Origin of the sequence: Lapillicoccus jejuensis (genome assembly GCF_006715055.1) — a bacterium.
GTDB lineage: Bacteria > Actinomycetota > Actinomycetes > Actinomycetales > Dermatophilaceae > Lapillicoccus > Lapillicoccus jejuensis.
Map to the genome: position 1 here is coordinate 357,762 of NZ_VFMN01000001.1, position 22,041 is coordinate 379,802.

Below are 22,041 nucleotides of genomic sequence, written 5' to 3' on the forward strand. Positions count from 1 at the left end.
CGCCGGGGTCAGAGGGTCTCGACGCGTGCGGGGTCGGGACCGTCGGTCCCGCCCGCGGGCCCGGCACCGCGCACGACGCCGCGGGTGTCCAGCAGCACCGTGCTCAGCTCGGCGAGCCGGGCCAGGTCGTACTCGCGGTGCGGCTGCAGGAGCACGACGATGTCGGCCTCCCGCAGCGCGGTGTCGAGGTCGGGCTCGCACGTCCGCGCCGTCGACGGGTCGTGCCGGTGGCGGCGCCAGACGGGCACGTGGGGGTCGTGGAAGCGCACGTCGGCCCCCCACGCGGCCAGCTGGTCGGCCAGGGGCTCGGCCGGGCTCTCGCGCAGGTCGGCGATGTCGGGCTTGTAGGTGACGCCGAGCAGGAGCACCCGCGCCCCGTTGACCGCGAGACGGCGGCGGTTGAGGGCCTGCTGGACCCGCCGCGCCACGTAGAGCGGCGCCGCGGTGTTGATCTCCTCGGCGAGCTCGACCATCCGGAAGGCGTAGCCGAGCTTGGCCCGCACCCGGTGCGAGAGGTACGACGGGTCCACGGGGATGCAGTGCCCGCCGACCCCGGGGCCGGGGCGGAAGGCCATGTAGCCGAAGGGCTTGGTGGCCGCGGCGTCGATCGCGTCCCACAGGTCGATGTCGAGCTCGCGCGAGAACCGCACCATCTCGTTGACGAGCGCGATGTTGACGTGCCGGAAGGTGTTCTCCAGCAGCTTGGCCATCTCGGCCTCGCGCGCGCCCTTCGTCGTCACCACGGAGTCGACGAAGCGGGCGTAGAAGTCGCGCGCCGCGAGGGTGCACGCCTCGGTCAGGCCCCCGACCACCTTCGGGGTGTTCTGCACGCCGTACGTCGCGTTGCCCGGGTCGATCCGCTCGGGGGAGAACGCGATCCGCACCTGGGTGCCCAGCTCCCACCGGTCGCGCAGCACGAGCGGGGCGAAGACCTCCTCGGTGGTGCCGGGGTAGGTCGTCGACTCGAGCACGACGAGGGTGTCGGCCGTGAGGTGGTCGCCGATGGCCCGCGCGGCCGACTCGACGGGGCGCAGGTCCGGTCCCCCGTCCTCGCTGAGCGGGGTCGGGACGCACACGAGGACGACGTCGGCGTCGGCGATGACGGCCGGGTCCTGCGTCGCGCGGTAGCCCGCGGCCAGGCCGCGGGCGAGCTCGGCGTCGTCGACGTCGTCGATGTGCGACCGGCCGGCGTTGAGGGCCTCGACCACGGCGCCGTCGGTGTCGAGCCCGGCGACCTGCAGCCCGGCGGCGGCGGCGCGCAGGGCCATCGGCAGGCCGACGTACCCCTGCCCGATGACGACGAGACGGGTGGGGTTCATCGGCGCTCCTCGAACCAGCGGACGGTCTCCACGAGACCGTCGTCCAGGGGGGTCGGCTCGAGGTCGGGCAGCAGCTCGCGCAGCCGGCTGTTGTCGGCCTGCGAGGCCCGGACGTCGCCCGGCCGGGAGGGGTGGTGCTCGACCCGGGCCTCGCGCCCGGTCACCCCCTCCATCCGCCGGACGAGCTCGAGCAGGGTGGTGTTGGTCCCGAAGGCGAGGTTGACCGGCTCCGGGTGGGACACCCGGCGCTCGACGGCCGACATCAGCGCCCGGCAGACCGTGCCGACGTACGTGAAGTCGCGCGACTGCGACCCGTCGCCGTGCACGGGCAGGGGCCGGCCCGAGAGCAGGGCGTCGAGGAAGATCGGGACCACCGCCGCGTACGCGTGGCCCGGCTGCTGGCGGGGGCCGTAGACGTTGAAGAAGCGGAAGGCGAGGGTGTCCAGACCGAAGGACTGCTGGTACGCCAGCACGTACTGCTCGGTGGCGAGCTTGGACACGGCGTACGGGCTCAGCGGCCGGACCCACTGCCGCTCGTCCTTCGGCAGGGCCGGGTTGAGGCCGTAGACCGAGGACGAGGACGCGGCGACGACGTGCCCCACCCCGGCCGCCCGGGCGGCCTCGAGCAGGGCCAGGGTGCCCGTGGCGTTGGCGTGGTGGCTGCGCAGCGGGTTCTCGAGGCTGCGCGGCACCGAGCCGAGCGCGGCGAGGTGGACGACCGAGTCCGCTCCCTGCACCGCGGCCTCGAGGACGGCCGGCTCCAGCAGCGACCCCTCGTGCAGCTCGACCCCCAGACCGTCGAGGTTCTCGCGGCGGCCGTTGGACAGGTCGTCGAGACCGACCACCTGGTGGCCGGCCGCGAGCGCGGCCCGCGCGAGGTTGGACCCGATGAAACCAGCTGCGCCGGTGATGAGCAGGCGCACCCGGCTCCCCCTTCGTGACGTCGACACCGGGTGGTCGTCCCGGTCCGGGCCGTCACTCTAGTCCCGGTCCGCACCCACCCACGCCAACCCCACGCGCGGGCGGACCGGGACCCGCCCGTTAGCATCGGCCCCCCAGCGGGAGAGGAGGCTGAGTGGACTCGCCCGTGGCCGTCGCCGCGGCGGTGACGGCAGGCGTGGTCGTCGTCGTCCTCGGCATGCTCGTCCTGCTCGCGTGGGGCGCCCGCGCCGGCGTCGCCGCCCTCGGCGCCGCCCCGCTGGTGTGCGGGGTGGTCGCGGCGTACGCCTTCTCGGGGCCGGTCACCCGCGCGCCCTTCACCCTCCTCGGGGTCGGCGTGGCCCTCGTCCTCGTGGCGGCGACCGGGTACGCCGCCCGCCGCGCCGCCGGTCTCCTGCGGCGTCGGCGCGCCGCGCCCGACCCCGAGCCGCCCGGCGTTCGGGAGGCGCTGACCGACCCCGTCGCCGTGCTCTACGTGCTGCTGGGCACGCTCCTGCTCGCGACGACCGTGTTCCTCGTCGCCACCCGCGGGGACCTCTCGCTGCCCTCGCAGACCTTCGACTCGCTCAACCACCAGAGCCTGGCCCGGCACATCGTCGAGGGCGGCGCCGCCGACCCCTGGACGGCCAACCGGTTCCTCGACCACCGCGACACGTCGTTCTACCCCACCGCCTTCTCCGCCCTCGCCGCCACCGTCTGCCTGCTGCTGCGGGTCGACGCGGTGGTCGGGTGCAACCTCACCGCCGTGCTGATGGCCGGTCTGGTGTGGCCGAGCGCCATGATGCTGCTCGCGCGACAGCTGCTCGGCCGGTCCGCCGTCGTCGTCGGCGCGGTCGGCGCGCTGTCGATGACGGCGTGGGGCATGCCGTGGGCGCCGCTGGGGTGGGGGGTGCTGTGGCCGACGATGGCCGCGGCGGCGTACGTCCCCGTCGTGCTCCTCGGCCTCGTGCTCGTCCTGGGCATCGGCGAGCGGCGCCCCCGGCGGGCGCTGGGGTCCGCCCTCACCGTCCTCGGCGCCGTCGTCGGCTCCATGTACCACCCCCGGGGGCTGGTGCTCGCCGCGCCGCTGCTGCTCGTCGTCGGCTTCTGCTGGCTGGTCCGCCGCGGCCTGCGCCACCGGGCGCGGCCGTGGTCGATCGCCCTCGGCGGCCTCCTGCTGGCCGCGACCTCGCTCTGGGACCTCGTGGCGGTGGCCACCCTGGCGGGCGTCGACCACCGCGTCCTCGCGGTCGACTGGCCCGTGCGCGAGGACGTGCCCACCGCCGTCGTCTCCGCCCTCACCGGCTCCGGCGACCACACCGTCCCCAGCGTGGTCCTCACGCTGCTGGCCGCCGTCGGGCTCGTCGTCGCCGTCCGCTCACCGCGGCTGGCGTGGCTCCCCGTGGCCCTCGTCGTCCTGGTCGCGCTCGACGTGACGACCGCGTCGGTGCGGACCTCGTGGAGCGGGGACCTGACGCGCTACTGGTACTCCGACCGCTACCGCAGCGCGACGGCGACCCCGGTCGTCCTCGTCCTGCTCGCCGGCGTCGGGGTCCGCTCCCTCGTGCGGCGGGCGTCCCCCCGGACGGCGCCCGAGGCGGATGGGGCGGCTCCGGCGCCCCGCACCCGACGCGAGCGGCGGGTGCGGCGAGCGGCGACGGGCCGACCCCGGCTCGGCTCCACCACGGCGGTCACGACCGCGGTCGCTGTCATCAGCGTCCTCGCCGTCGCGGCGTCGACCCCGATGTCGATGGGCTACCTCACGCGGTGGTACGCGACCCTCGCCGGGCAACCCACCCACGGGCTCGCCAGCGCCGAGGAGGTCGCCGACCTGCGGACCATCGGGACGATCGTGCCCCGCACGGACATCGTGCTCAACAACCCGCTCGACGGGTCGGCCCTGCTCTACCCGGTCGCCGGCGTCCGGGTGAGCAACTACACGAGCTCCAGCGAGGCCACCCCGCACGCCAACGCCCTGCGGTCCACGCTCATCGTCGACGGAGACCACGACCGCATCTGCGGCTGGTTCCGGTCGGACGGCATCCGGTGGGTGGTCAACGGCGGACCGACGTACTCGACCTGGGCCACGGCCCCGAGCCCGGCGCCGTACATGCAGATCCCTGAGGGGTTCTGGGCCACGACCCTCGTGTTCTCGCACGGCGACCTCAAGCTGTACGAGGTCACCGGCTGCCCCGGTCTGTGAGCCCGCCGGGGCCGGTGCTCAGCCCTCGGAGGAGCCGGTCACCCGGATCATCGTCAGCCGCTGCAGGATCGTCGCCCGCAGCTCGACGGGCGCGGCCTCGGCCCGGCAGGACCGCTTGACGACGGCCTTGAGGGCCTCGTCGAGGTGGTACTGCTGCAGGCAGGCGGCGCAGTCGTCCAGGTGGGCCTGGATCTTGGCGCAGTCGGCCGGGCTCATCTCGCCGTCGAGGTACTCGTACACGCGCAGCAGCGCCTCGGAGCAGTCGGTGGCGATCCCGCTGCCGCCGGCCGCGAGCTGACCGCTCGCCCCGGTGGCGTGCTGGTGGCCGCCGTGCTCGTGGGAGTGTCCGGTCGTCATCGTCCGGCTCCTTCCGTCACCGTCTCGCTGGACGTGCCCGCCTGGGGCGCCCTGAACCCGCGCTCGGCCGCGTAGCCGGACAGCCGCTCGCGCAGCTGGCGCCGGCCGCGGTGCAGCCGCGACATCACGGTGCCGATCGGCGTCTGCATGATCTCGGCGATCTCCTTGTAGGCGTAGCCCTCGACGTCGGCGAAGTACACCGCGAGGCGGAACTCCTCCGGGATGTCGAGCAGGGCCCGCTTCACGTCGCTGTCGGGCAGGTGCTCGAGCGCGACGTCCTCGGCGGAGCGCAGCCCCGACGACGAGTGCGACTCGGCCCGGTGCAGCTGGTAGTCCTCGATGTCCGAGGCGTCCGACTGCTGCGGCTCGCGCTGCCGCTTGCGGTACGTGTTGATGTACGTGTTGGTGAGGATGCGGTACATCCACGCCTTGAGGTTGGTGCCCGGCCGGTACTGGTGGAAGGCGCCGTACGCCTTGGCGTAGGTCTCCTGCACCAGGTCGTCGGCGTCGGCCGGGTTGCGCGTCGTGCGCAGAGCGGCGGAGTACATCTGGTCCAGCAGCGGCATGGCCTCGCGCTCGAAACGGGCCCGGCGCTCGGGCTCGCTCTCGCTGGCGACGTCGACGGTGTGGTCCGCCTCGCGCTGGGCGGCCGCCATCGCCTCGTCGAGGTCGAGGACGTCGGCGCTGGTGCCGGCCTGCGCGGCCGTGGTGTCGTCGGTCATCACCCCCCAGCCTAGTCGCGGGGAGCGACCGGCTCCCCCGGCGAGCGGTTCGGCGAGGACGAGCACGGGACCTCCTGGCGGACGGGGCAGTGTACGGCGCGAGGGATGGCGCGTCCCTCGTGGTTCCCTGGCGTGAACGCCCCTCCCCCGACCCCCATTCCCCGCGCCGCCCGGGGACGGCTCAGGCGGTCAGCGACGCCGCGAACCCGGCGACGACCTCGCGCACCCGGCCCGCCGCGCCGCGGGCGACCGTGTGCGTCCCGGCGACCGGCTGGACGCACCCCACGGGCACGTACGGCGCCACGTCGTCCGGCCCGCCGAAGGGGTCCCGCTCCCCCTGCACGACGAGCACGGGGGTGCCGGCGTCGACGACGAGCGCGAGCTCGCCCGCCCGGGATCGGTCCGGGCGCCCCGGCGGGTGCAGCGGGAACGACAGGCACAGCACGGCGTCGGCCCCCAGCGCGGCCGCGGTGCGGCAGGCCACCCGCGCCCCGGCGCTGCGCCCGCCGAGCAGCAGCGGGCCCGGCACCCGCGCCATCCGACCCCGACCGCGGGTCAGCGCGGTGACGACGGGGACCCAGGCGGCGTCGAGCGTCGGGGGCGGCGTCGCGACCCGGCGTCCGGCGACCAGCCACGGCTGCTCGACGAGCACGGTCGCCCACCCGCCGTCGTGCAGCGCGTCGAGGGCCGCGCGCAGGTCGACCGACCCGAGCCCGCCCCCGGCCCCGTGCCCGAGGACGGCGGTGCCGCGGGCCCCGCGGGGGCGCCGGACGTGCGCCCGGGCGACGCCGTACGGCGTGTCGAGCCCGTGCACCTCGGCGCCCGGCACCACGGCGTCGGCAGCGCCCGTCCCGGAGGCCGTCACGACCCGACGACCTCCCCCGTCACCGGGTCCACGACACCGTGCAGCTCCTCGCGCGGGATCGGGAGCAGCAGCTGCTCGCCGTTGTTGCGCGTCGCGCCGACGGCCGGGCCGACCGGGTAGGCGTCGAAGCGGCCGGGCCGCTCGTAGGCCAGCAGCGCGGCGACCTCGTCCTGGCTCGTGCCCTCGGGCGCCAACCAGGTCGCCCAGTCCTCGCGCTCGAGGACCAGCGGCTGCCGGTCGTGGATGCGGTCCAGGCCCGGCTCCGCCGCGGTGGTGACGATGGTGAACGTCGTCAGCCACGCGGCGGGGTCGCCCTCGTCGGCGACGTCCCGGTCGCGCCAGAACTCGTAGAGGCCGGCGAACGCGACGACGTCCCCGTCGACGCGGTGCATGAAGAAGGGCTGCTTGCGCGGCTTGCCCTTGGCGTCGGTCGCGGTCGGCGAGACCTGCCACTCGTACCACCCCTGCGCGGGCACGAGGCAGCGCCGGGACGCGGCCGCCCGGGCGAAGCCCGGCTTCTCGAGGACCGTCTCGGCGCGGGCGTTGACCATCCGCAGCCCGACCTTGGCGTCCTTGGCCCAGGACGGCACCAGGCCCCAGGTCAGCAGCCGCAGCTGCCGCACGGCGGCCGCGTCGGGGCCGGCGCCCCGCGGGGCCCGGGTCAGCACGACCGGGGCCTGCTTGGTCGGGGCCATGTTGAAGTCCGGCTGCCCCGGCGGCGGCACCTGCGGTCGGGCGAGGACGCTGCGCGTCGGCTCGGCCGTCGCGTCGAGCTCGATGTCCAGCTCGAGGACGAGCTCGGCCACGTCCTTGCTCGCCGCGTAGCGCCCGCACATGAGCGCCACCCTAGGGGGGTACGACGACGCCCACCCCATCCCGACCAACTACGGTGGACGCGTCTCGCACCCGCCACGAGAGGACCACCCAGCATGTCGATCGTCCGCCGGATCGCCCGCCCGATGCTCGCCGCCATCTTCGTCTCCGGAGGGATCGAGCAGCTGCGCCACCCCGGCAGCAAGGTGCAGAAGGCCTCCCCGCTGCTGGAGAAGGCGATCCCGGCCCTCGGGCTGCCGGACGACAAGGAGATGCTGGTCCGCGCCAACGGCGCCACCATGGTCGCCGCCGGCGCGCTGCTGGCCACCGGCCGCCTCCCGCGCCTCGGCGGGTTGCTCGCCGCGGCGTCGCTCGCGCCGACCACCGTGGCCGGGCACAACTTCTGGGAGGTCAAGGACCCCAAGGAGAAGGCGCTCCAGCGCACCCAGTTCCTCAAGAACCTCGCCATCGTCGGAGGCGCGCTCCTCGCGGCCGTCGACACCGAGGGTCGCCCCGGCCTGGCCTGGCGGGCCCGCAACGCCGGCCACGTCACCAAGCGCGAGGCCCGCCACGCGGCGAAGTCGGCCCGGCGGGAGGCCAAGCTGGCGGCCAAGCAGGCCCAGCTGCAGGTCCAGGACGCCCTGCACTGAACGACCCCGCACCGAGCATGACTCCCCCCGGCGGTGACTGGCCCGCCCCCACCGCCCCGCGACGGCTGCAGGCCGTCGTCCCGCTGCCCGGCAGCAAGTCGCTGACCAACCGCTTCCTCGTCCTGGCGGCCCTGGCCAACGACCGCTCGCGACTGCGGCTGCCGCTGCGCTCGCGCGACACGCTGCTCATGGCGCAGGCGCTGCGCGCGCTCGGTGTCGGGATCCAGGACGTGCGCGCCGAGGGCGCACCGGTCTCCGCGCCGGCCACCGACTGGCTCGTCACGCCCGGCGAGCTGCGCGGCGACACCCGGCTCGACGTCGGACTGGCCGGGACCGTCATGCGGTTCGTCCCCCCGGTCGCCGCCCTGGCCCACGGCCCGGTCGAGCTCGACGGGGACGCCGGGGCGCGGGTGCGCCCGATGGGGCCGGTCGTCGACGCGCTGCGCGTGCTCGGCGCCGACATCGACGACGGCGGCCGCGGCTGCCTCCCGCTGACCGTCCGCGGTCGGGGCGGACTGCGCGGAGGCCCGGTGACCCTCGACGCCTCGTCCTCCTCGCAGTTCGTGTCCGCACTGCTGCTCGCGGGCGCCCGCTACGACGAGGGCGTCACCGTGCACCACGACGGCAAGCCGGTGCCGAGCGAGCCGCACATCGCGATGACCGTCGAGACCCTGCGCGACGCCGGCGTCGACGTCGACGACGCCGAGCCGAACACCTGGCGGGTCGAGCCCAGCGAGATCAGCGCCCTCGACGTCCAGGTCGAGCCCGACCTGTCCAACGCCGGTCCGTTCCTCGCCGCCGCCCTCGTCGCCGGCGGGTCCGTCCGCGTGCCGGACTGGCCGCAGCACACCACCCAGGCGGGTGACGCGCTGCGCGACATCCTCGACGCGATGGGGGCCGACGTCAGCCTCGACCGCGAGGGCCTGACGGTCAGCGGCGACGGGTCGGTCGGCGGTCTCGACATCGACCTGCACGACGCCAGCGAGCTGACGCCGCTCGTGGCCGCCCTCGCCGCCCTAGCCGACTCCCCCACCTGGATCCGCGGCGTGGCCCACATCCGCTTCCACGAGACCGACCGGCTCGCGGCCCTCGCCAGCGAGCTCAACGCGCTCGGCGGCGACGTCACCGAGACCGAGGACGGGCTGCGGATCCGGCCGGTCCCGTTGCGGGGTGGGCGTTTCCGCACCTACCACGACCACCGGATGGCGACCGCCGGCGCCGTCGTCGGGCTGCGCGTGCCCGGTGTGCAGGTCGAGGACGTCGCGACGACGACCAAGACGCTGCCCGACTTCCCCGGCCTGTGGGCGAGCATGCTCGCGCAGACGCAGGTCGCCGAGCACCCGGCCTCGGGGGACTGACGCCCGTGCCGTCCCGCTGGCGCGACCTCGACGAGTCCGACGTCCGCGTCCGCCCCAACCCGCGCGGCTCGCGGCGGCGCACCAAGGAGCGCCCGGCGTTCGAGGACGCCGTCCCCGGCTTCGTCGTCGCCGTCGACCGCGGTCGCTTCACCGTCCTCGTCGCCGCCGGCGACGGCGGGCACGGGACGCCGGAGCGGACCGTCACCGCCGTCAAGGCGCGCGACCTCGGCCGCAAGGGCGTCGTCGTCGGTGACCACGTCGGCCTCGTCGGCGACGTCACCGGGAGCCCCGACGCGCTGGCCCGCATCGTCACGCAGGAGCCGCGGGTCTCGGTGCTGCGGCGCACCGCCGACGACACCGACCCGGTCGAGCGCGTCCTCGTCGCCAACGCCGACCAGCTCGTCGTCGTCTCCTCGCTGACCAACCCCGAGCCCCGCCCGCGCCTCATCGACCGCTGCCTCGTCGCCGCGTACGACGCCGGGCTCGACCCGCTACTCGTCCTCACCAAGGCCGACCTCACCGACCCGGCGCCCTTCCTGGCGTCGTACGCGCCGCTGCAGGTGCCCCACGTCGTCACCGCCCGCGAGGGCGACGTCGTCGCGCACGCCGAGCAGGTGCGCGAGCGCCTCGCCGGCCGCGTGTCGGTCCTCGTCGGGCACTCGGGGGTCGGCAAGTCGACCCTCGTCAACGCGCTCGTGCCCGACGCGCTGCGCGCCGTCGGACGGGTCAACGACGTCACGGGCCGCGGGCGGCACACCTCGACGTCCGCGGTCGCGCTGCGGCTGCCGTCGGCCGACGGGACGGGCGACGGCTGGGTCGTCGACACCCCGGGGGTGCGCTCCTTCGGCCTGGCCCACGTCGACCCGGCCCGGATCATCACCCACTTCCCCGACCTCGAGCCGGGGACGGAGCAGTGCCCGCGCGGCTGCACCCACGACGAGCCCGAGTGCGGCCTCGACGACTTCGTCGCCTCGGGCGCGGCCGGCCCGGCCGGTCCGTCGCGCCTGGACTCGCTGCGCCGGCTGCTGCGCGCCCGGACCGGTCGTGACGAGCGCGACGAGCGCGGCGAGGACGCCGGCGACGCGTCCGACCCCGCCTGAACCACCCCAGCCCCGGGGGCGTCTCCCCCGGTACCCCCTCCCCCGGACCCGAGGAGACCTGGTGACCATCACCGGACTGCCGCTGCACCCGCTCGTCGTGCACGCCGTCGTCGTCCTGCTCCCGCTCATGGCCCTGCTCACGGTGCTCGTCGCCGTCCGCCCCGCGTGGCGCGTCAAGGCGTGGTGGGTCGTCGTCGGCAACGCCCTCGTCGCCGGCGCGTCGCTGCTGGCCAAGGAGAGCGGCGAGTCGCTGCAGGCCTCCCTCGGCGGTCAGGTCGCCCGCGAGCACGGGGAGCTCGGTGAGGTCCTGCCGTGGTTCGCCGTCGCGCTGCTCGTGACGTCGGCGGCGCTGGCGCTGCTGCGCTCCCGGCGCACCCCCGCGCTGGTCTCCGCGGTCGTCACCGTCGTCGCGGCCGTCGCCGCGGTGTGGTGGACCGTGCGCACCGGCGACTCCGGCGCCCGCGCCGTCTGGCAGCGCTGAGCGGGGCGCTCCCGGACGGGGCACCCCCGGCCCGCTAGCGTGTCGCAGGTGAGCGGCGCGACGACGTACGACGACGACCTGCGCCTCGCGCACGTGCTGGCCGACGCGGCCGAGCGGGTGACCATGCCGCGCTTCCGGGCCGCCGACCTCGTCGTCGAGACCAAGCCGGACCTCACCCCGGTGACCGACGCGGACCGCTCCGCCGAGGAGGCGCTGCGCGCGCAGCTGCACCGCACCCGGCCCCGCGACGCGGTCCACGGCGAGGAGGGTGAGGACACCGGTCACGGCCCCCGGCGCTGGGTCATCGACCCCATCGACGGCACGAAGAACTTCGTCCGCGGCGTCCCGGTCTGGGCCACCCTCATCGCGCTCGTCGACGGCGACCGTCCCGTCGTCGGCCTCGTCGCGGCGCCGGCGCTGGGCCGGCGCTGGTGGGCCGCGGCGGGCTCCGGGTCCTGGAGCGGCCGCTCGCTCACCGGCGCCCGGCGCAACCGGGTCTCGCAGGTCGCCCGCCTCGAGGACGCGTCGATGTCCTACTCGTCGCTGTCGGGCTGGCGCGGCATCGACCGCCAGCGGCAGCTCGTCGACCTGCTCGACACCTGCTGGCGCAGCCGGGCGTACGGCGACTTCTGGTCCTACGTGCTCCTCGCCGAGGGCAGCGTCGACCTCGCCGCCGAACCCGAGCTGGCGCTGCACGACATGGCCGCCCTCGTCCCCGTCGTCACCGAGGCGGGCGGGCGGTTCACGTCCCTGGCCGGCGAGGACGGCTGCTGGGGCGGCAACGCGCTGGCCAGCAACGGCCTCCTGCACGAGGCCGCCCTCGCCCGTCTGGGGACGGGCCCCTCGGGCCAGGAGGCCCCCGCCGTCACGCCGTGACGACGGTGACCTCGCCGAGCCCGAGCCCGCGGATCCCCTCGGCGTGGGCGCTCGCGTCCCCCACCACGACGACGGTCCAGCGCCCGTCGACGGCGGCGCGGTAGGCGGCGTCGAGGTCGTCCACGCCGAGCCCCCGGATGCGGGTGAGGTTCTCGGTGGTGAACTGCGTGTCGAGCCCGTCGAGCGCCATCGTCACGGCCTCGTCGGCGACGGCGTCGGCCGTCGCGTACCGCGCGGGCGCGGTGAGCGAGACGAAGTCGACCCCCGAGCGCACCTCCTGCTCGGTGAAGCCGTCGCGCGCGCCCCCGAGGATCTCCACGAGGGTGCCGAGCGCCTCGACCGTGCTGTCGGCCCGCACGCTGCCGCTGGTGACGAACAGCCCCTCGCGCCGCCGCGGCCGGAAGGCCGAGCGGATCCCGTAGGTGAAGCCCTTCTGCTCGCGCAGCACCGCGTCGATCCGCGCGTTGGGGCCGCCGCCGAGGACGAACGACAGGACGGGGTACGGCGCCCAGCCGCCCGCCACCCGGCGGTCCGGGCCGGGGGCGGCGACGACGAGCTCGGTCTGGACCGAGCCGGGCCGGTCGAGCAGGACCACGCGGGCGCGGTCCTCGGCGTAGGCGGGGGCGGGCGGCGGGGTGGGCTCGCCACCCTCGCCCGACCACGCCCCGAGGGCCTGCTCGACCTCGCCGACGGCGTCGAGGCCGCTCAGGTCACCGGCGAGGACCAGCGTCCCGCCGGCGGGACGCACGTGCGCGGCGTGGAACGCGGCGACGTCGTCGCGGGTGACGCCGGAGACGCCCTCGCGGGTGCCGGCGGTCGGGCGCGACGCGCGGCTGCTGCCGTCGAAGAGCGTCGCGACCAGCTCGATCGCGGCCCGCTGCGCCGGCACCGCCCGCTCCTGCTCGATCTCGGCGAGGCGCTGCTTGCGGTGCCGGTCGACCTCGTCGGGGGGGAAGGCGGGCTCGGTGAGGGCCTGGCGCAGCAGGTCGAGGGCGTAGCCCAGGTGGCGCTTGGCGACGTCGACGTCGACGACGAGCCCGCTCTCGGAGACGCCGGCGCCGAGCGCCACGCCCTTGCGCTCGAGCAGCTCGGCGAACTCGGTCGAGGACCAGCGGGCGGTCCCCTCGTCGAGGGTGCGCGCCATGAGCGTCGCCACGCCCTCCTTGTCGCGCGGCTCCAGCGACAGCGGGACGGGCAGCGCGAGCCGCACGGACAGGACGTACTGCCCGGGGACGTCGTACGCGAGGACGGTCAGCCCGTTGTCGAGGGTGACCCGCCGCGCCGCCGGGAAGGCGTACGGCGCCGGCGGCGCCACCGCCGGCCGGGGCACCGGCACGTCGGTGGTGGGGTCGGTCGTCGTCGTCACGCGCTCTCCTCCTGGACCTCGTCCTGCTCGTCCTGCTCGTCCTGCTCGTCGGCCTGCTCGGCGCGGAACTCGACCACCGCGCGGGCCGACGGGGCCAGCCAGCGGGCCGCGGCCTCGCGCACCTGCTCGGGCGTGACGGCCGCGATCCGGTCGAGGAAGGTGTTGACGAAGGTCGGGTCGTCCGCCAGCAGCGCGTAGTGGCAGATGGCGTCGGCCCGCTCGTCCATGCTCGCGAGCGAGCTGAGCCAGGACCGCTCGGTCTCCGCCAGCGCGGCCTCGGTCTCGGCCGGCGTCGGTCCCTCCTGCGCGAAGCGCTCGAGCTCCTCGACGACGGCCGCCTCGACCGCCTGCGGGTCGGCGCCCTCGGCGACGTCGAGCGAGACCAGCCCCAGCGAGACGCCGTCGACGAGCCCCATCGCGTGGGCGGACAGCCCGGTGACGACCTGCTCGTCGCGCACCAGCCGCTTGGTCAGCCGCGACGTGGCCAGCCCGCCGACCGCGTCGAGGGCGAGGGCGCACGCGTAGTACTCCGGCGTGCCGTCGACCGGCAGCCGGAAGGCCAGGTAGAGCCGCTCGTTGGGCACGGCGGCGCGGCGCACGAGCCGGGCCGGCTCGGTGAGCGGCTCGAGCGCGGCCGGCGGTCGCGGGGTCGGCACCGTCGTGGCCGGCAGCGGCCCGAAGTACCGCTCGACGGCCGCGAACGCCGCCTCCGGCTGGACGTCGCCGACGACGGTGAGGACGGTGTTGCCCGGGCCGTACCAGGTGCGGAAGAAGGCGTGGACGTCGTCGAGGCTGGCGGCGTCGAGGTCCTCCATCGACCCGATCGTCGGGTGGTGGTAGGGGTGGTCGTCGGGGAAGACGGTGGCGTAGACGTCGAGCAGCGCGGTGCCGTAGGGCACGTTGTCGTAGCGCTGGCGCTTCTCCTCCTTGACCACGTCGCGCTGGTTGTCCAGGTTCTCCTGCGTCACCGCGTCGAGCAGGTGCCCGTGCCGGTCGGCCTCGAGCCACAGCGCGAGCTCGAAGGCGCCGGTCGGCACCGTCTCGAAGTAGTTGGTCCGGTCGAACCACGTCGTCGCGTTGAGCCGTCCGCCGTGCGCCATGAGGGCGGTGAAGTGCTCCCCCGAGGCGACCTGGCGCGAGCCCTGGAACATCAGGTGCTCGAAGAGGTGGGCGAAGCCGGTGCGGCCCGGCGACTCGTGCCGCGAACCCACCCCCACCCACAGGTTGACGGTGACGGTCGGGACGGCGTGGTCCTCGGAGACCACGACGCGCAGCCCGTTGGCCAGGGTGCGCGTCGCGATGGGGTAGGCGACCGTGGTCGCGGTGTCGCTCACGCGCCGACCCTACGCGACGCCTCCGACGGCGTCAGGCGCGGCGCGAGTCCCCGAGCCGCTCCGGGTCCTGGCCCATGGACTCCAGCTGCTGGATGGCCTGCCGACCGAAGACCTGCTGCTCGGTGATCGTCCGCTCGGCGCGGCCGCGCCCGACGAAGCTGACCGCCCAGTGCAGGAGCGTCGTCACCCGGTTCTTGAAGCCGATGATGTAGACGATGTGGACCCCGAGCCACAGCAGCCAGGCGACGAACCCGCCGAAGCGCAGCCTCCCGACGCTCGCTACCGCGGAGAACCGCGAGACCGTCGCCATCGACCCCTTGTCGAAGTAGTGGAAGCGCTCCTCGGTCGGCTGCCCGGCCGCGCGGCGCAGGATCTGCTTGGCCGAGAAGCGCGCTCCCTGGATGGCCACCTGCGCCACCCCGGGCAGCTTGTCGAGCGAGATCATGTCGCCGACGACGTGGATCTCCGGGTGGCCGGGCAGGGTGAGGTCGGGCAGCACGGCGATGCGCCCGGAGCGGTCGGTGTCCGCCCCGGTCTGGTCGGCGAGCTGCTTCCCCAGCGGGCTGGCCTGCACGCCCGCCGCCCACACCTTGCAGACGGACTCGACCCGGCGCACGTAGCCGGAGTCGACGTCCTTGAGCTCGATGCCGGTGGCGTCGACGTCGGTGACCATGCTCCCGAGGATCACCTCGACACCCATCTTCTCCAGCCGGCGCTGGGCGATCTCGCCGAGCCGGTCGCCGAAGGCGGGCAGCACCTGCTTCGCGCCGTCGACGAGGGTGACGTGCGCGGTCGAGGGGTCGATGTGCCGGAAGTCGCGGCGCAGCGTGCGCAGCGACAGCTCGGCGATCTGGCCGGCCATCTCGACGCCGGTCGGGCCGGCGCCGACGACGACGAAGCTGAGCAGCCGCGAGGCCTCGTGCTTGTCGCCGCGCAGCATCGCCAGCTCGGCGAGCTCGAAGCAGCCGAGGATGCGCCCGCGCAGCTCGAGGGCGTCGTCGATGCTCTTCATCCCCGGCGCGAACTGCGAGAAGTGGTCGTTCCCGAAGTAGGACTGCCCCGCGCCCGCGGCGACGACGAGGTCGTCGTACGGCGTGACGAGGGTGCGCCCGAGGTGCTCGGAGCTGACCGTGCGGGCCTCGACGTCGATGTGGGTGACGTCGCCGAGGATCGTCGTGACGTTCCTCTGCTTCGCGACGACCTCACGGACCGCCGGCGCGATCTCGCCCTCGGAGAGGATGCCGGTCGCGACCTGGTAGAGCAGCGGCTGGAAGAGGTGGGCCGTCGTCTTCCCGACGAGGGTGATGTCGACGTCCGCGCGGCGCAGTGCCCGCGTGGCGAACAGCCCGCCGAAGCCGGTGCCGACGACGACGACCCGGTGACGACCGCCGGCCTGGGTGGGTGCGCTGCTCATGACACCACTATTCCCCGTCGGCGCCCCCCTCCACCGTCCAGGGTGCTCCCGACCTCGTCACAGCCGGTGGCCAGGGGGTAGGGGGCGTACCGGGGGTCAGGACGGGAAGCGCACCAGCCGCAGGTAGTCGACCACCACGGAGTCGCCGTGGTCGTGGACCCCGTTCGTCACTCGGTCGCGGGCGGCGGGGTCGGGGTCGGTGACCAGGAGGGCGACGGTGTGCGGGCCGGCCGTCAGGTGCACCAGCCCGCCCGAGGCGTACTGCTCGACGTGCTGCGGGGTCGGCGCGTAGAGGTCGACGACCAGCGGGTCCCCCTGCCCGTCGAGCTGGAGGACGCCGTCGACGAGCACCTGCACGCGCCCGCGGTGGTCTCCGGCGAGGGCGCCGAGCTGGAGCCCGTAGTCGGCCTCCGCCGCGACGGGCAGCGTGAGCCGCACCTGCTGGCCCGGACGGGAGGTCGCGACCTCGAGCTGGGCCCCGCCGGAGAGCCGGACGTCGCGCTGGACCCCCGCGGGGGCCGAGGCCGGCGTCCGCGCGACGAGGGACTCCCCCTCCACGCGGTCGGCGCCGGGCCGGTACCCGGCGACGTACGGCGCCAGGGAGAACCTCCGCGTGAGGACCTCGCCGGTGTTGCCCACGGCGTCGACGCCGCGCACCGACACCGTGTGCGGACCGGTCGTCAGCGTGGCCGGGATCGGCAGCACGACGCGGCCCTCGACGACCGGGACGACGCCCGGTCCGTCCACCCCGCAGCCGGTGATCACCGAGAACCAGGGGTCCCACGAGACCTGGACCAGGGAGACGCCGCGCGGTGTCGTCACGACGATCGACCCGGGGCTGCCGAGGACCGGGTCGCTCGCCGACCAGGACGTCGCGGCGGGGGCTCCGTACGGGTCGAAGAAGTCCCCGAGGGGGACGTCGAGGCTGTCGGCCCCCGTCGGGGCCGGCGGGGGCGTCGTGTCGACGGTGAACCGCCCGGACCCCGTCCAGGCGCCCCACGCCCCGAGCCCTCCGGAGGCGTCGAGGCTCGCCTCGCGGACCCGGAAGGAGTAGCTCCCGTCGGTCAGCGCCGCCGGGGTCCAGCGCGACCCGGTCCCCGCGACCGTGTCGACCCGCGCCGTCCCGACCGTCGCGCCGGCGCCGGAGCGCACCTCGAACTGCAGGGCGACCTGGTCACCCGGCGACCCGGTCGCCGTGGCGAGCAGGGTCGGGGTGGCGGAGAAGACGAGGGCGCGGCCCGCGCAGACCTTCTCCTCGACCACGCTCAGCGCTGTCGGCACGGCTCCGGCCGGCGCCGCGGTCGCCGGGGTCGCCGCGGAGGCCGCGCCTCCCGCGAGCCCGGCCGCGAGCGGCGCCACCACGGCGAGCGCCTGGAGCGGACCCGTCACCCGCCCAGCCCGCCGAGCCCACCGAGCCCGTCGCGTGCGCGCGCTTCCCGTCCCCACCATGTCCGCTCCCGTGCCCGTGGTCGGCGCGCCGTCCGCGCCGGGGCGACTCTAGGGGCCGGGGGCGACACCGGGGGCCGGTTCCGGCTCGCCCGCCGTCAGCGGGGTCGGACCGGGCTCGCCCTCGCGGGAGCCACCGGCGACGCGCTCGTCGCGGGCCGTGATGACCGCGGCGGCGTAGGTGGCGGCGAGCAGGGGGACGACGAGGACGAGCAGGGCCGTGAGGACCGGCGGCAGCGGCGAGACGTCGAGCAGGACGCCCCACCCGGCCACCAGGTCCTTCGGGGAGGTCGCGGAGCCGGGGACGAACCACGACGTCAGCAGCATCGTCCACGTCGAGGCGGTGGTGGCGAGCACGGCGCCGAGCAGGCCCAGCAGGCCCGCGCGCACCCGGCGCGGGGCGCGCGGCGCGCGCAGCCGCTCGGGCAACAGGGCCGGCAGCCGCAGCAGGGCGACGGCCACGCCGGCCCCGACGGCGGCGGCCATCCCGTAGAGGTAGCGCCCCTGCGCGCCGGTGATCGTGTCGCCGGAGCGGCGGTACTCGGCCAGCGAGCCGGCGGCGACGACCCCGAGGACGAGGAGCACGGGCAGGACGGCGACGAGGAGCACCCGCCTCCGGCCGCCCCGACGGGCCGCCGGCACGAGCGAGCCGACGAGCAGGGCGACCCCGACGGCGATGGGCCAGCCCCACAGCACGAGCGGCGAGGGCAGCGGCAGGTCGGGCAGGCCGACACCGCCCCAGGTCCGCACGAGCAACAGGTGCCGGAAGCCCTCGAGGAAGTCCAGGACGGTGCCCGGCGGCGCCGGGGTGCGCGGGTCCACGCCCGCGCCGTTGGTGCCGTCGACCTGGACGGTGCCGAAGAGGAGCAGGTTGCGCAGCCACCAGCTGCCGCCGACGACGCAGCCGCCGAGCACCCAGGCGATGGTGCCGGCCCGACGCCGTACGGCGTCCCGCCACCCGCCGGGCCCGCGGTCGGCGGCCACCGCCCACGCCAGCGCCACGAGGACGACGAGCGGCAGGACGAGGGCGAGGCCCTTGGTCCACAGCGCGACGGCGAGGCCGACCCCCACCAGCGCGCCCGTCCGGGTCCCGGGGTCGCGGGTGACGAGCCGGGCGACGCCGAGCAGGACGAGCGAGGTCGACAGGAACAGCAGGGCGTCGTTGCCCGCGGACGAGCCGACGCGGGCGAGGTTGGGCAGTGAGAGCGGCACGAGCGCGGCGACGACGGGGACCCAGGTGGGCACCGCGTGACGGTCGGCGCCGGCGAGGCGCCGCGCCGTGGCGGCTGCGAGGGCGGGCAGCGGCGCGACGAGCAGCACCGAGAGCAACCGCAGCAGCCACACCTGGGCGTCCCAGGTCAACGCCCCGACCCCGGGGGCGCGCAGCACGAGGGCCTCGAGCCAGTAGGCCAGCGGCGGGTGCTGCACCATCTGGTTGAGGTTGGCCGACGGGGCTCCGGGCAGCGCGTCGAGCCGGGCGAAGGAGACCCGCTCGTCGCGCGGGCGCGGCGGGAGCCCCGAGTACGGCGTGATGGCCGGGTCGACGGGGACTCGGGCCACGAGCACCGTCATGGCGTGGCTGATCCGCAGACCACCCGGGTCGTGGAAGGCGAAGGGCGCCGCGGCGTAGGCGCGGGCCATGTCGACGTGCTCGGCCTCGTCGTACCCCTGCAACGGCGGCCAGAGCAGCGACGCGCCGAGCAGGAGCGCCACCCACAGGCCGGTGACCGCCGCCACGGGGCCGGGGCGCCGGCCTCGGTCTCGGGGACGGCGCGGCACCTCTCCAGTATGGCGACGCTGCCTGTGCGACGCGGGCGCGGTCGCCCAGGCGGCGTCGTGGCTGCTGCTGGAGCTACTTCTGGAACGGCGTCTTGTCGTCCGCCGCCTCCGGCGAGGTGTAGGCCTCCTGCTCCACCAGCTCGAGACCGCCCTCGACCTTGGCCGGCTTCATGAGGAAGACGCTGCGGGTCGACGGTGCGCCCGGCTGGGTGACGTCGAGCTCACCCGGGGCCACGCCCCCGGTGTCGACCTTGGTCTTCGCCCGGGCCGCGAGGATGCCGGCGCGGGTGAGGTCGCCCGCGTCGCAGGCGGTCGTGAGCACCTCGCCCCAGGTCTGGCCGAAGGTGTACCCCACGAGCGGGCCGAAGGTCGGGGTGTCCTGGTACGTGGCCCAGTAGCGGCCGGCCAGCGCCTTGACCACCAGCGCTCGTGAGCTGGGTGACGGCCAGCGGCTCGTGAGGTGACGCGCGTCTCGTCCGTCCCCGGGGGTCCGCGGGACTGACCGGCCCTCGACCGGGTAGTCCACCGCCTCGCCCGCCGTCCGAAGGAGCCCCGTGAGCACCACCCACCCCAGTCCATCCTGTTCGCCCGAGGTGGCGGATCTGCCTGTGCGGCAACGCGACTGGGCGCGGTCGGGACTGGCCGAGGCGCCCGACGCAGAGGTCCGGGCGACCCTCGAGGAGATGGTGCTGCACCCGGACTACCCGTGCCTGGGCGCCCGCTCGGTGTTCCGCCGCGAGGGTCTGCGGCACGTCGTCCTCGACGACCTCGACGACCCGGCGGTCGTCCCGGTGCTCACGCGGCAGCTCGCCGCCTTCGAGCGCGAGGTCGTGCCCACCCCCGGCTTCCACAGCTTCATGGCCACCTTCCGCGGCCCGGTGCACACCGACGAGGCCGCGTTCGAGCGCTCGCTCTTCACGCTGCTGCAGCGACTGCACGACAACGACGAGGCACCCTGGGCCCCCGGCGTGGGGTCGGACCCGGCCGACCCGCACTTCGCCTTCAGCGTGGGCGGGGCGGCGTACTTCGTCGTCGGGCTGCACCCGGCGGCGTCGCGCGTGGCCCGCCGCGCCCCGCTGCCGACCGTCGTGCTCAACCCGCACGAGCAGTTCGAGCAGCTGCGTCGCGACGGCCGGTTCGAGGGGATGCGCTCGCGGATCCGCGCCCGGGACGAGAGCCTGCAGGGCAGCGTCAACCCGATGGTCGCCGACCACGGCGACTCGAGCGAGGTGCACCAGTACTCGGGGCGGTTCCACGGCCCGGAGTGGGTACCGCCCCTGGACATCGACGGAAGGACCTCCGCATGACCGACGCACCCGCCGACGGCTTCCGCCGGCTCGCCCCGCAGACCGGGACGGCGTTCCTGCTGCCGCGCGGGGCCCGGCTCACCGTCGTCGACCCGACGGGTGAGCAGGTCGCCGACGTCTTCGCCGTCATGGCCGACGACCGCCGCGAGTGGTTCTCCTCCGGCCGCACCATCGACTACGCGAACTCGACCACGGTGACGACGGGCAGCCTGCTCTACAGCAACCGCAGCCGGGTCATGGCGGTCGTCGAGGAGGACACCTGCGGTCACCACGACCTCCTCCTGACGCCGTGCTCGCAGCAGACCTTCGACCTGCTCTACCCCGACCTGGACGGGGCGGAGCACCCGAGCTGCTTCGCCAACCTCGCCGGTGCCATGGCGGGGTACGACGTCCCGCCGGACACGATCTCGACGACGCTCAACGTCTTCATGAACGTCTGGACCGAGCGCGACGGAACGCTGCACATCGACCCGCCGACGTCGGTCGCCGGCGACCGGCTCGTGCTGCGCGCCGAGGCCGACCTCGTCGTCGGCCTCACGGCGTGCTCGGCGGAGAAGTCGAACAACGGGGTGTGCAAGCCGATCGACTACCGGGTCACCCCGGCGGGCGGCTGAGGCGGGTCGCCGTACGGCGTCACGCCAGGTGCGGGGTGAGGAACCGCACCGCGGTCGGGGCGGTGGCGCGCCAGTACGCCGTCGTGTGACCGCCGGGCGTGAAGCGCGAGGCCGGCGGCGGGGTGGAGCCGTCGACGAAGGCGTGGTCGGCCCTGACGAACGGGTCGCTGTCACCGCACGCGACGAGCAGGGGGACGCGGGCCAGCACCGGTCGCAGGGCGAAGACGTCGTGCGCCCGGAAGTCCTCGGCGTCGTCGAAGGCGCCGGGCGCGCTGTCGCCGGGGGCCGTCCACAGGGCGGCGCTCATCGTCGCGACGGCCCGCACCCGGCCTCGCAGCAGCGTCGCGGCCAGCAGCAGGGCGCCGTACCCGCCCATGGACCAGCCGAGCAGGGCGAGCCGCGAGGGATCGAGGCCGGCGTCGGCGAGCCGCGGCAGCAGCTCGGTCGCGACCATGGTCCCGGCGTCGACCCCGTCGCGGCGGTGGTGGAAGTAGGTCCCTCCCCCGTCGACGGAGACGACGGCCACCGGGAGGTCGCCGCGCGCGCCGGGCAGGTCGAGCGCGTCGAAGGCGTCGGTGTGGTTCCCGCCCTTGCCATGCAGCGCGAGCAGGACCGGCGGGCGCGCCGTCCCCGGCGCGGACGGCCGGCTGACCGCCCAGGTGACGTCGTCCCGCACCGCCGACGAGCGGAAGGTGCGGGTCTCGACGGCGGCCGTACCCCTGGCCCGCAGGGCCACCGCGGCTCCGCCGGCGAGCAGCGCCGCGCCCGCCGACCCGGTGAGGACGGCGCGCCGGGTGGGCCGGGGGGCGGTGGCCACGGGTCAGTCCTGAGCCGGTGCGAACAGCCCGCGCAGGGCCTCGCCGTCACCGCCGGAGGCCGTGACCGCGTGCGTGCCGTAGACCAGCACGAGCAGCCAGTAGCCGAGCAGCGTCAGGGCGAGCAGGACCACGAGCGCCGTGATCCTCCACCGTCGCGTCATCGGGACCTCTCGCCTCGAGCGCGGACGGACCCCTCCGGCCCCCCATCGCCGCGAGGAGCCTAGGGCCGCGGCGGGTCGGTCGTGACCGCTTCCGCTCCGCGCGAACGGAACCCGTCCCGTTGGCCCGTTTCGTCACCGGC

The 22,041-nt window shown here is 75.5% G+C and carries 22 protein-coding genes; 8 read left to right on the top strand and 14 right to left on the bottom strand.

All coding sequences use genetic code 11. The annotated features are described in order from the left end of the window. Window positions 1–8 precede the first annotated feature (8 nt). A complete protein-coding gene (locus FB458_RS01670; RefSeq protein ID WP_141846206.1) occupies window positions 9–1,319 on the bottom strand; it encodes a nucleotide sugar dehydrogenase in 1,311 nt (436 codons plus the stop codon). Next, window positions 1,316–2,242: an NAD-dependent epimerase/dehydratase family protein gene (locus FB458_RS01675; protein ID WP_141846208.1), complete on the bottom strand. Its 927-nt coding sequence runs from the start codon at window positions 2,240–2,242 to the stop codon at window positions 1,316–1,318. Before FB458_RS01675 ends, FB458_RS01670 begins: the two co-directional genes overlap by 4 nt. 152 nt (window positions 2,243–2,394) lie before the next feature. Between FB458_RS01675 and FB458_RS01680 the strand changes: the two genes are divergently transcribed. Further along, entirely contained in the window at window positions 2,395–4,440 is a 2,046-nt protein-coding gene (locus FB458_RS01680) for a DUF6541 family protein (protein ID WP_141846210.1), read from the top strand. A gap of 18 nt (window positions 4,441–4,458) precedes the next feature. On the opposite strand, the gene rsrA is transcribed toward FB458_RS01680, so the two are convergent. The 4 genes from rsrA to FB458_RS01700 all read right to left on the bottom strand — a co-directional run bounded on the left by rsrA (window position 4,459) and on the right by FB458_RS01700 (window position 7,220). After that, window positions 4,459–4,797 carry a mycothiol system anti-sigma-R factor gene (gene rsrA, locus FB458_RS01685; protein WP_141846212.1) on the bottom strand — a complete coding sequence of 113 codons (339 nt, stop codon included), beginning with the start codon at window positions 4,795–4,797 and terminating at the stop codon, window positions 4,459–4,461. Beyond that, window positions 4,794–5,453, bottom strand: a complete 660-nt coding sequence (locus FB458_RS01690; protein ID WP_170185785.1) for a sigma-70 family RNA polymerase sigma factor — start codon at window positions 5,451–5,453, stop codon at window positions 4,794–4,796. Before FB458_RS01690 ends, rsrA begins: the two co-directional genes overlap by 4 nt. 247 nt (window positions 5,454–5,700) lie before the next feature. Next, entirely contained in the window at window positions 5,701–6,384 is a 684-nt protein-coding gene (locus FB458_RS01695) for an alpha/beta hydrolase family protein (protein WP_246061013.1), read from the bottom strand. Next, a complete protein-coding gene (locus FB458_RS01700; RefSeq protein WP_141846216.1) occupies window positions 6,381–7,220 on the bottom strand; it encodes an SOS response-associated peptidase in 840 nt (279 codons plus the stop codon). The genes FB458_RS01695 and FB458_RS01700 overlap by 4 nt, the downstream gene beginning before the upstream one ends. 93 nt (window positions 7,221–7,313) lie before the next feature. Here FB458_RS01700 and FB458_RS01705 point away from each other — a divergent pair, with 93 nt between their 5' ends. The 5 genes from FB458_RS01705 to hisN all read left to right on the top strand — a co-directional run bounded on the left by FB458_RS01705 (window position 7,314) and on the right by hisN (window position 11,662). Next, window positions 7,314–7,847 carry a DoxX family protein gene (locus tag FB458_RS01705; protein WP_170185538.1) on the top strand — a complete coding sequence of 178 codons (534 nt, stop codon included), beginning with the start codon at window positions 7,314–7,316 and terminating at the stop codon, window positions 7,845–7,847. Window positions 7,848–7,864: 17 nt separating this feature from the next. Then, window positions 7,865–9,205 (top strand): 3-phosphoshikimate 1-carboxyvinyltransferase, encoded by a 1,341-nt coding sequence (aroA, locus tag FB458_RS01710; protein ID WP_141846218.1) that lies wholly within the window; start codon window positions 7,865–7,867, stop codon window positions 9,203–9,205. A 5-nt stretch (window positions 9,206–9,210) separates the two neighbouring features. Further along, window positions 9,211–10,305: a ribosome small subunit-dependent GTPase A gene (gene rsgA, locus FB458_RS01715; protein WP_211355899.1), complete on the top strand. Its 1,095-nt coding sequence runs from the start codon at window positions 9,211–9,213 to the stop codon at window positions 10,303–10,305. A 61-nt stretch (window positions 10,306–10,366) separates the two neighbouring features. Next, window positions 10,367–10,786, top strand: a complete 420-nt coding sequence (locus tag FB458_RS01720; protein ID WP_246061014.1) for a DUF2231 domain-containing protein — start codon at window positions 10,367–10,369, stop codon at window positions 10,784–10,786. A gap of 48 nt (window positions 10,787–10,834) precedes the next feature. Further along, entirely contained in the window at window positions 10,835–11,662 is an 828-nt protein-coding gene (hisN, locus tag FB458_RS01725; protein WP_141846222.1) for a histidinol-phosphatase, read from the top strand. Here the strand turns inward: hisN and FB458_RS01730 are convergent. The 6 genes from FB458_RS01730 to FB458_RS01755 form a co-directional block, all read right to left on the bottom strand. After that, complete coding sequence (locus FB458_RS01730; RefSeq protein WP_246061015.1) at window positions 11,652–13,028, bottom strand: M16 family metallopeptidase; 1,377 nt, start codon at window positions 13,026–13,028, stop codon at window positions 11,652–11,654. The two genes, hisN and FB458_RS01730, sit on opposite strands and share 11 nt — an antisense overlap. Further along, a complete protein-coding gene (locus FB458_RS01735; RefSeq protein WP_141846225.1) occupies window positions 13,025–14,362 on the bottom strand; it encodes a M16 family metallopeptidase in 1,338 nt (445 codons plus the stop codon). Before FB458_RS01735 ends, FB458_RS01730 begins: the two co-directional genes overlap by 4 nt. A gap of 31 nt (window positions 14,363–14,393) precedes the next feature. After that, entirely contained in the window at window positions 14,394–15,776 is a 1,383-nt protein-coding gene (locus FB458_RS01740) for an NAD(P)/FAD-dependent oxidoreductase (protein WP_141846227.1), read from the bottom strand. A gap of 96 nt (window positions 15,777–15,872) precedes the next feature. After that, the gene (locus FB458_RS01745) at window positions 15,873–17,165 is read right to left on the bottom strand and encodes a hypothetical protein (RefSeq protein WP_141846229.1); all 1,293 of its coding nucleotides are present in this window, start codon (window positions 17,163–17,165) and stop codon (window positions 15,873–15,875) included. A 108-nt stretch (window positions 17,166–17,273) separates the two neighbouring features. After that, window positions 17,274–19,001, bottom strand: a complete 1,728-nt coding sequence (locus FB458_RS01750; protein WP_141846231.1) for a DUF2142 domain-containing protein — start codon at window positions 18,999–19,001, stop codon at window positions 17,274–17,276. Window positions 19,002–19,074: 73 nt separating this feature from the next. Beyond that, complete coding sequence (locus tag FB458_RS01755) at window positions 19,075–19,422, bottom strand: hypothetical protein (protein WP_141846233.1); 348 nt, start codon at window positions 19,420–19,422, stop codon at window positions 19,075–19,077. Window positions 19,423–19,609: 187 nt separating this feature from the next. Here FB458_RS01755 and gntA point away from each other — a divergent pair, with 187 nt between their 5' ends. Together gntA and FB458_RS01765 are read left to right on the top strand one after the other, a co-directional pair. After that, window positions 19,610–20,308 carry a guanitoxin biosynthesis heme-dependent pre-guanitoxin N-hydroxylase GntA gene (gene gntA / locus FB458_RS01760; RefSeq protein WP_211355900.1) on the top strand — a complete coding sequence of 233 codons (699 nt, stop codon included), beginning with the start codon at window positions 19,610–19,612 and terminating at the stop codon, window positions 20,306–20,308. Beyond that, window positions 20,305–20,922 (top strand): DUF1989 domain-containing protein, encoded by a 618-nt coding sequence (locus tag FB458_RS01765; protein ID WP_141846235.1) that lies wholly within the window; start codon window positions 20,305–20,307, stop codon window positions 20,920–20,922. The genes gntA and FB458_RS01765 overlap by 4 nt, the downstream gene beginning before the upstream one ends. 19 nt (window positions 20,923–20,941) lie before the next feature. On the opposite strand, the gene FB458_RS01770 is transcribed toward FB458_RS01765, so the two are convergent. Together FB458_RS01770 and FB458_RS21185 are read right to left on the bottom strand one after the other, a co-directional pair. Then, window positions 20,942–21,739: an alpha/beta hydrolase gene (locus tag FB458_RS01770; RefSeq protein WP_141846237.1), complete on the bottom strand. Its 798-nt coding sequence runs from the start codon at window positions 21,737–21,739 to the stop codon at window positions 20,942–20,944. Window positions 21,740–21,742: 3 nt separating this feature from the next. Continuing rightward, the gene (locus FB458_RS21185; RefSeq protein ID WP_170185539.1) at window positions 21,743–21,901 is read right to left on the bottom strand and encodes a hypothetical protein; all 159 of its coding nucleotides are present in this window, start codon (window positions 21,899–21,901) and stop codon (window positions 21,743–21,745) included. Window positions 21,902–22,041 lie beyond the last annotated feature (140 nt).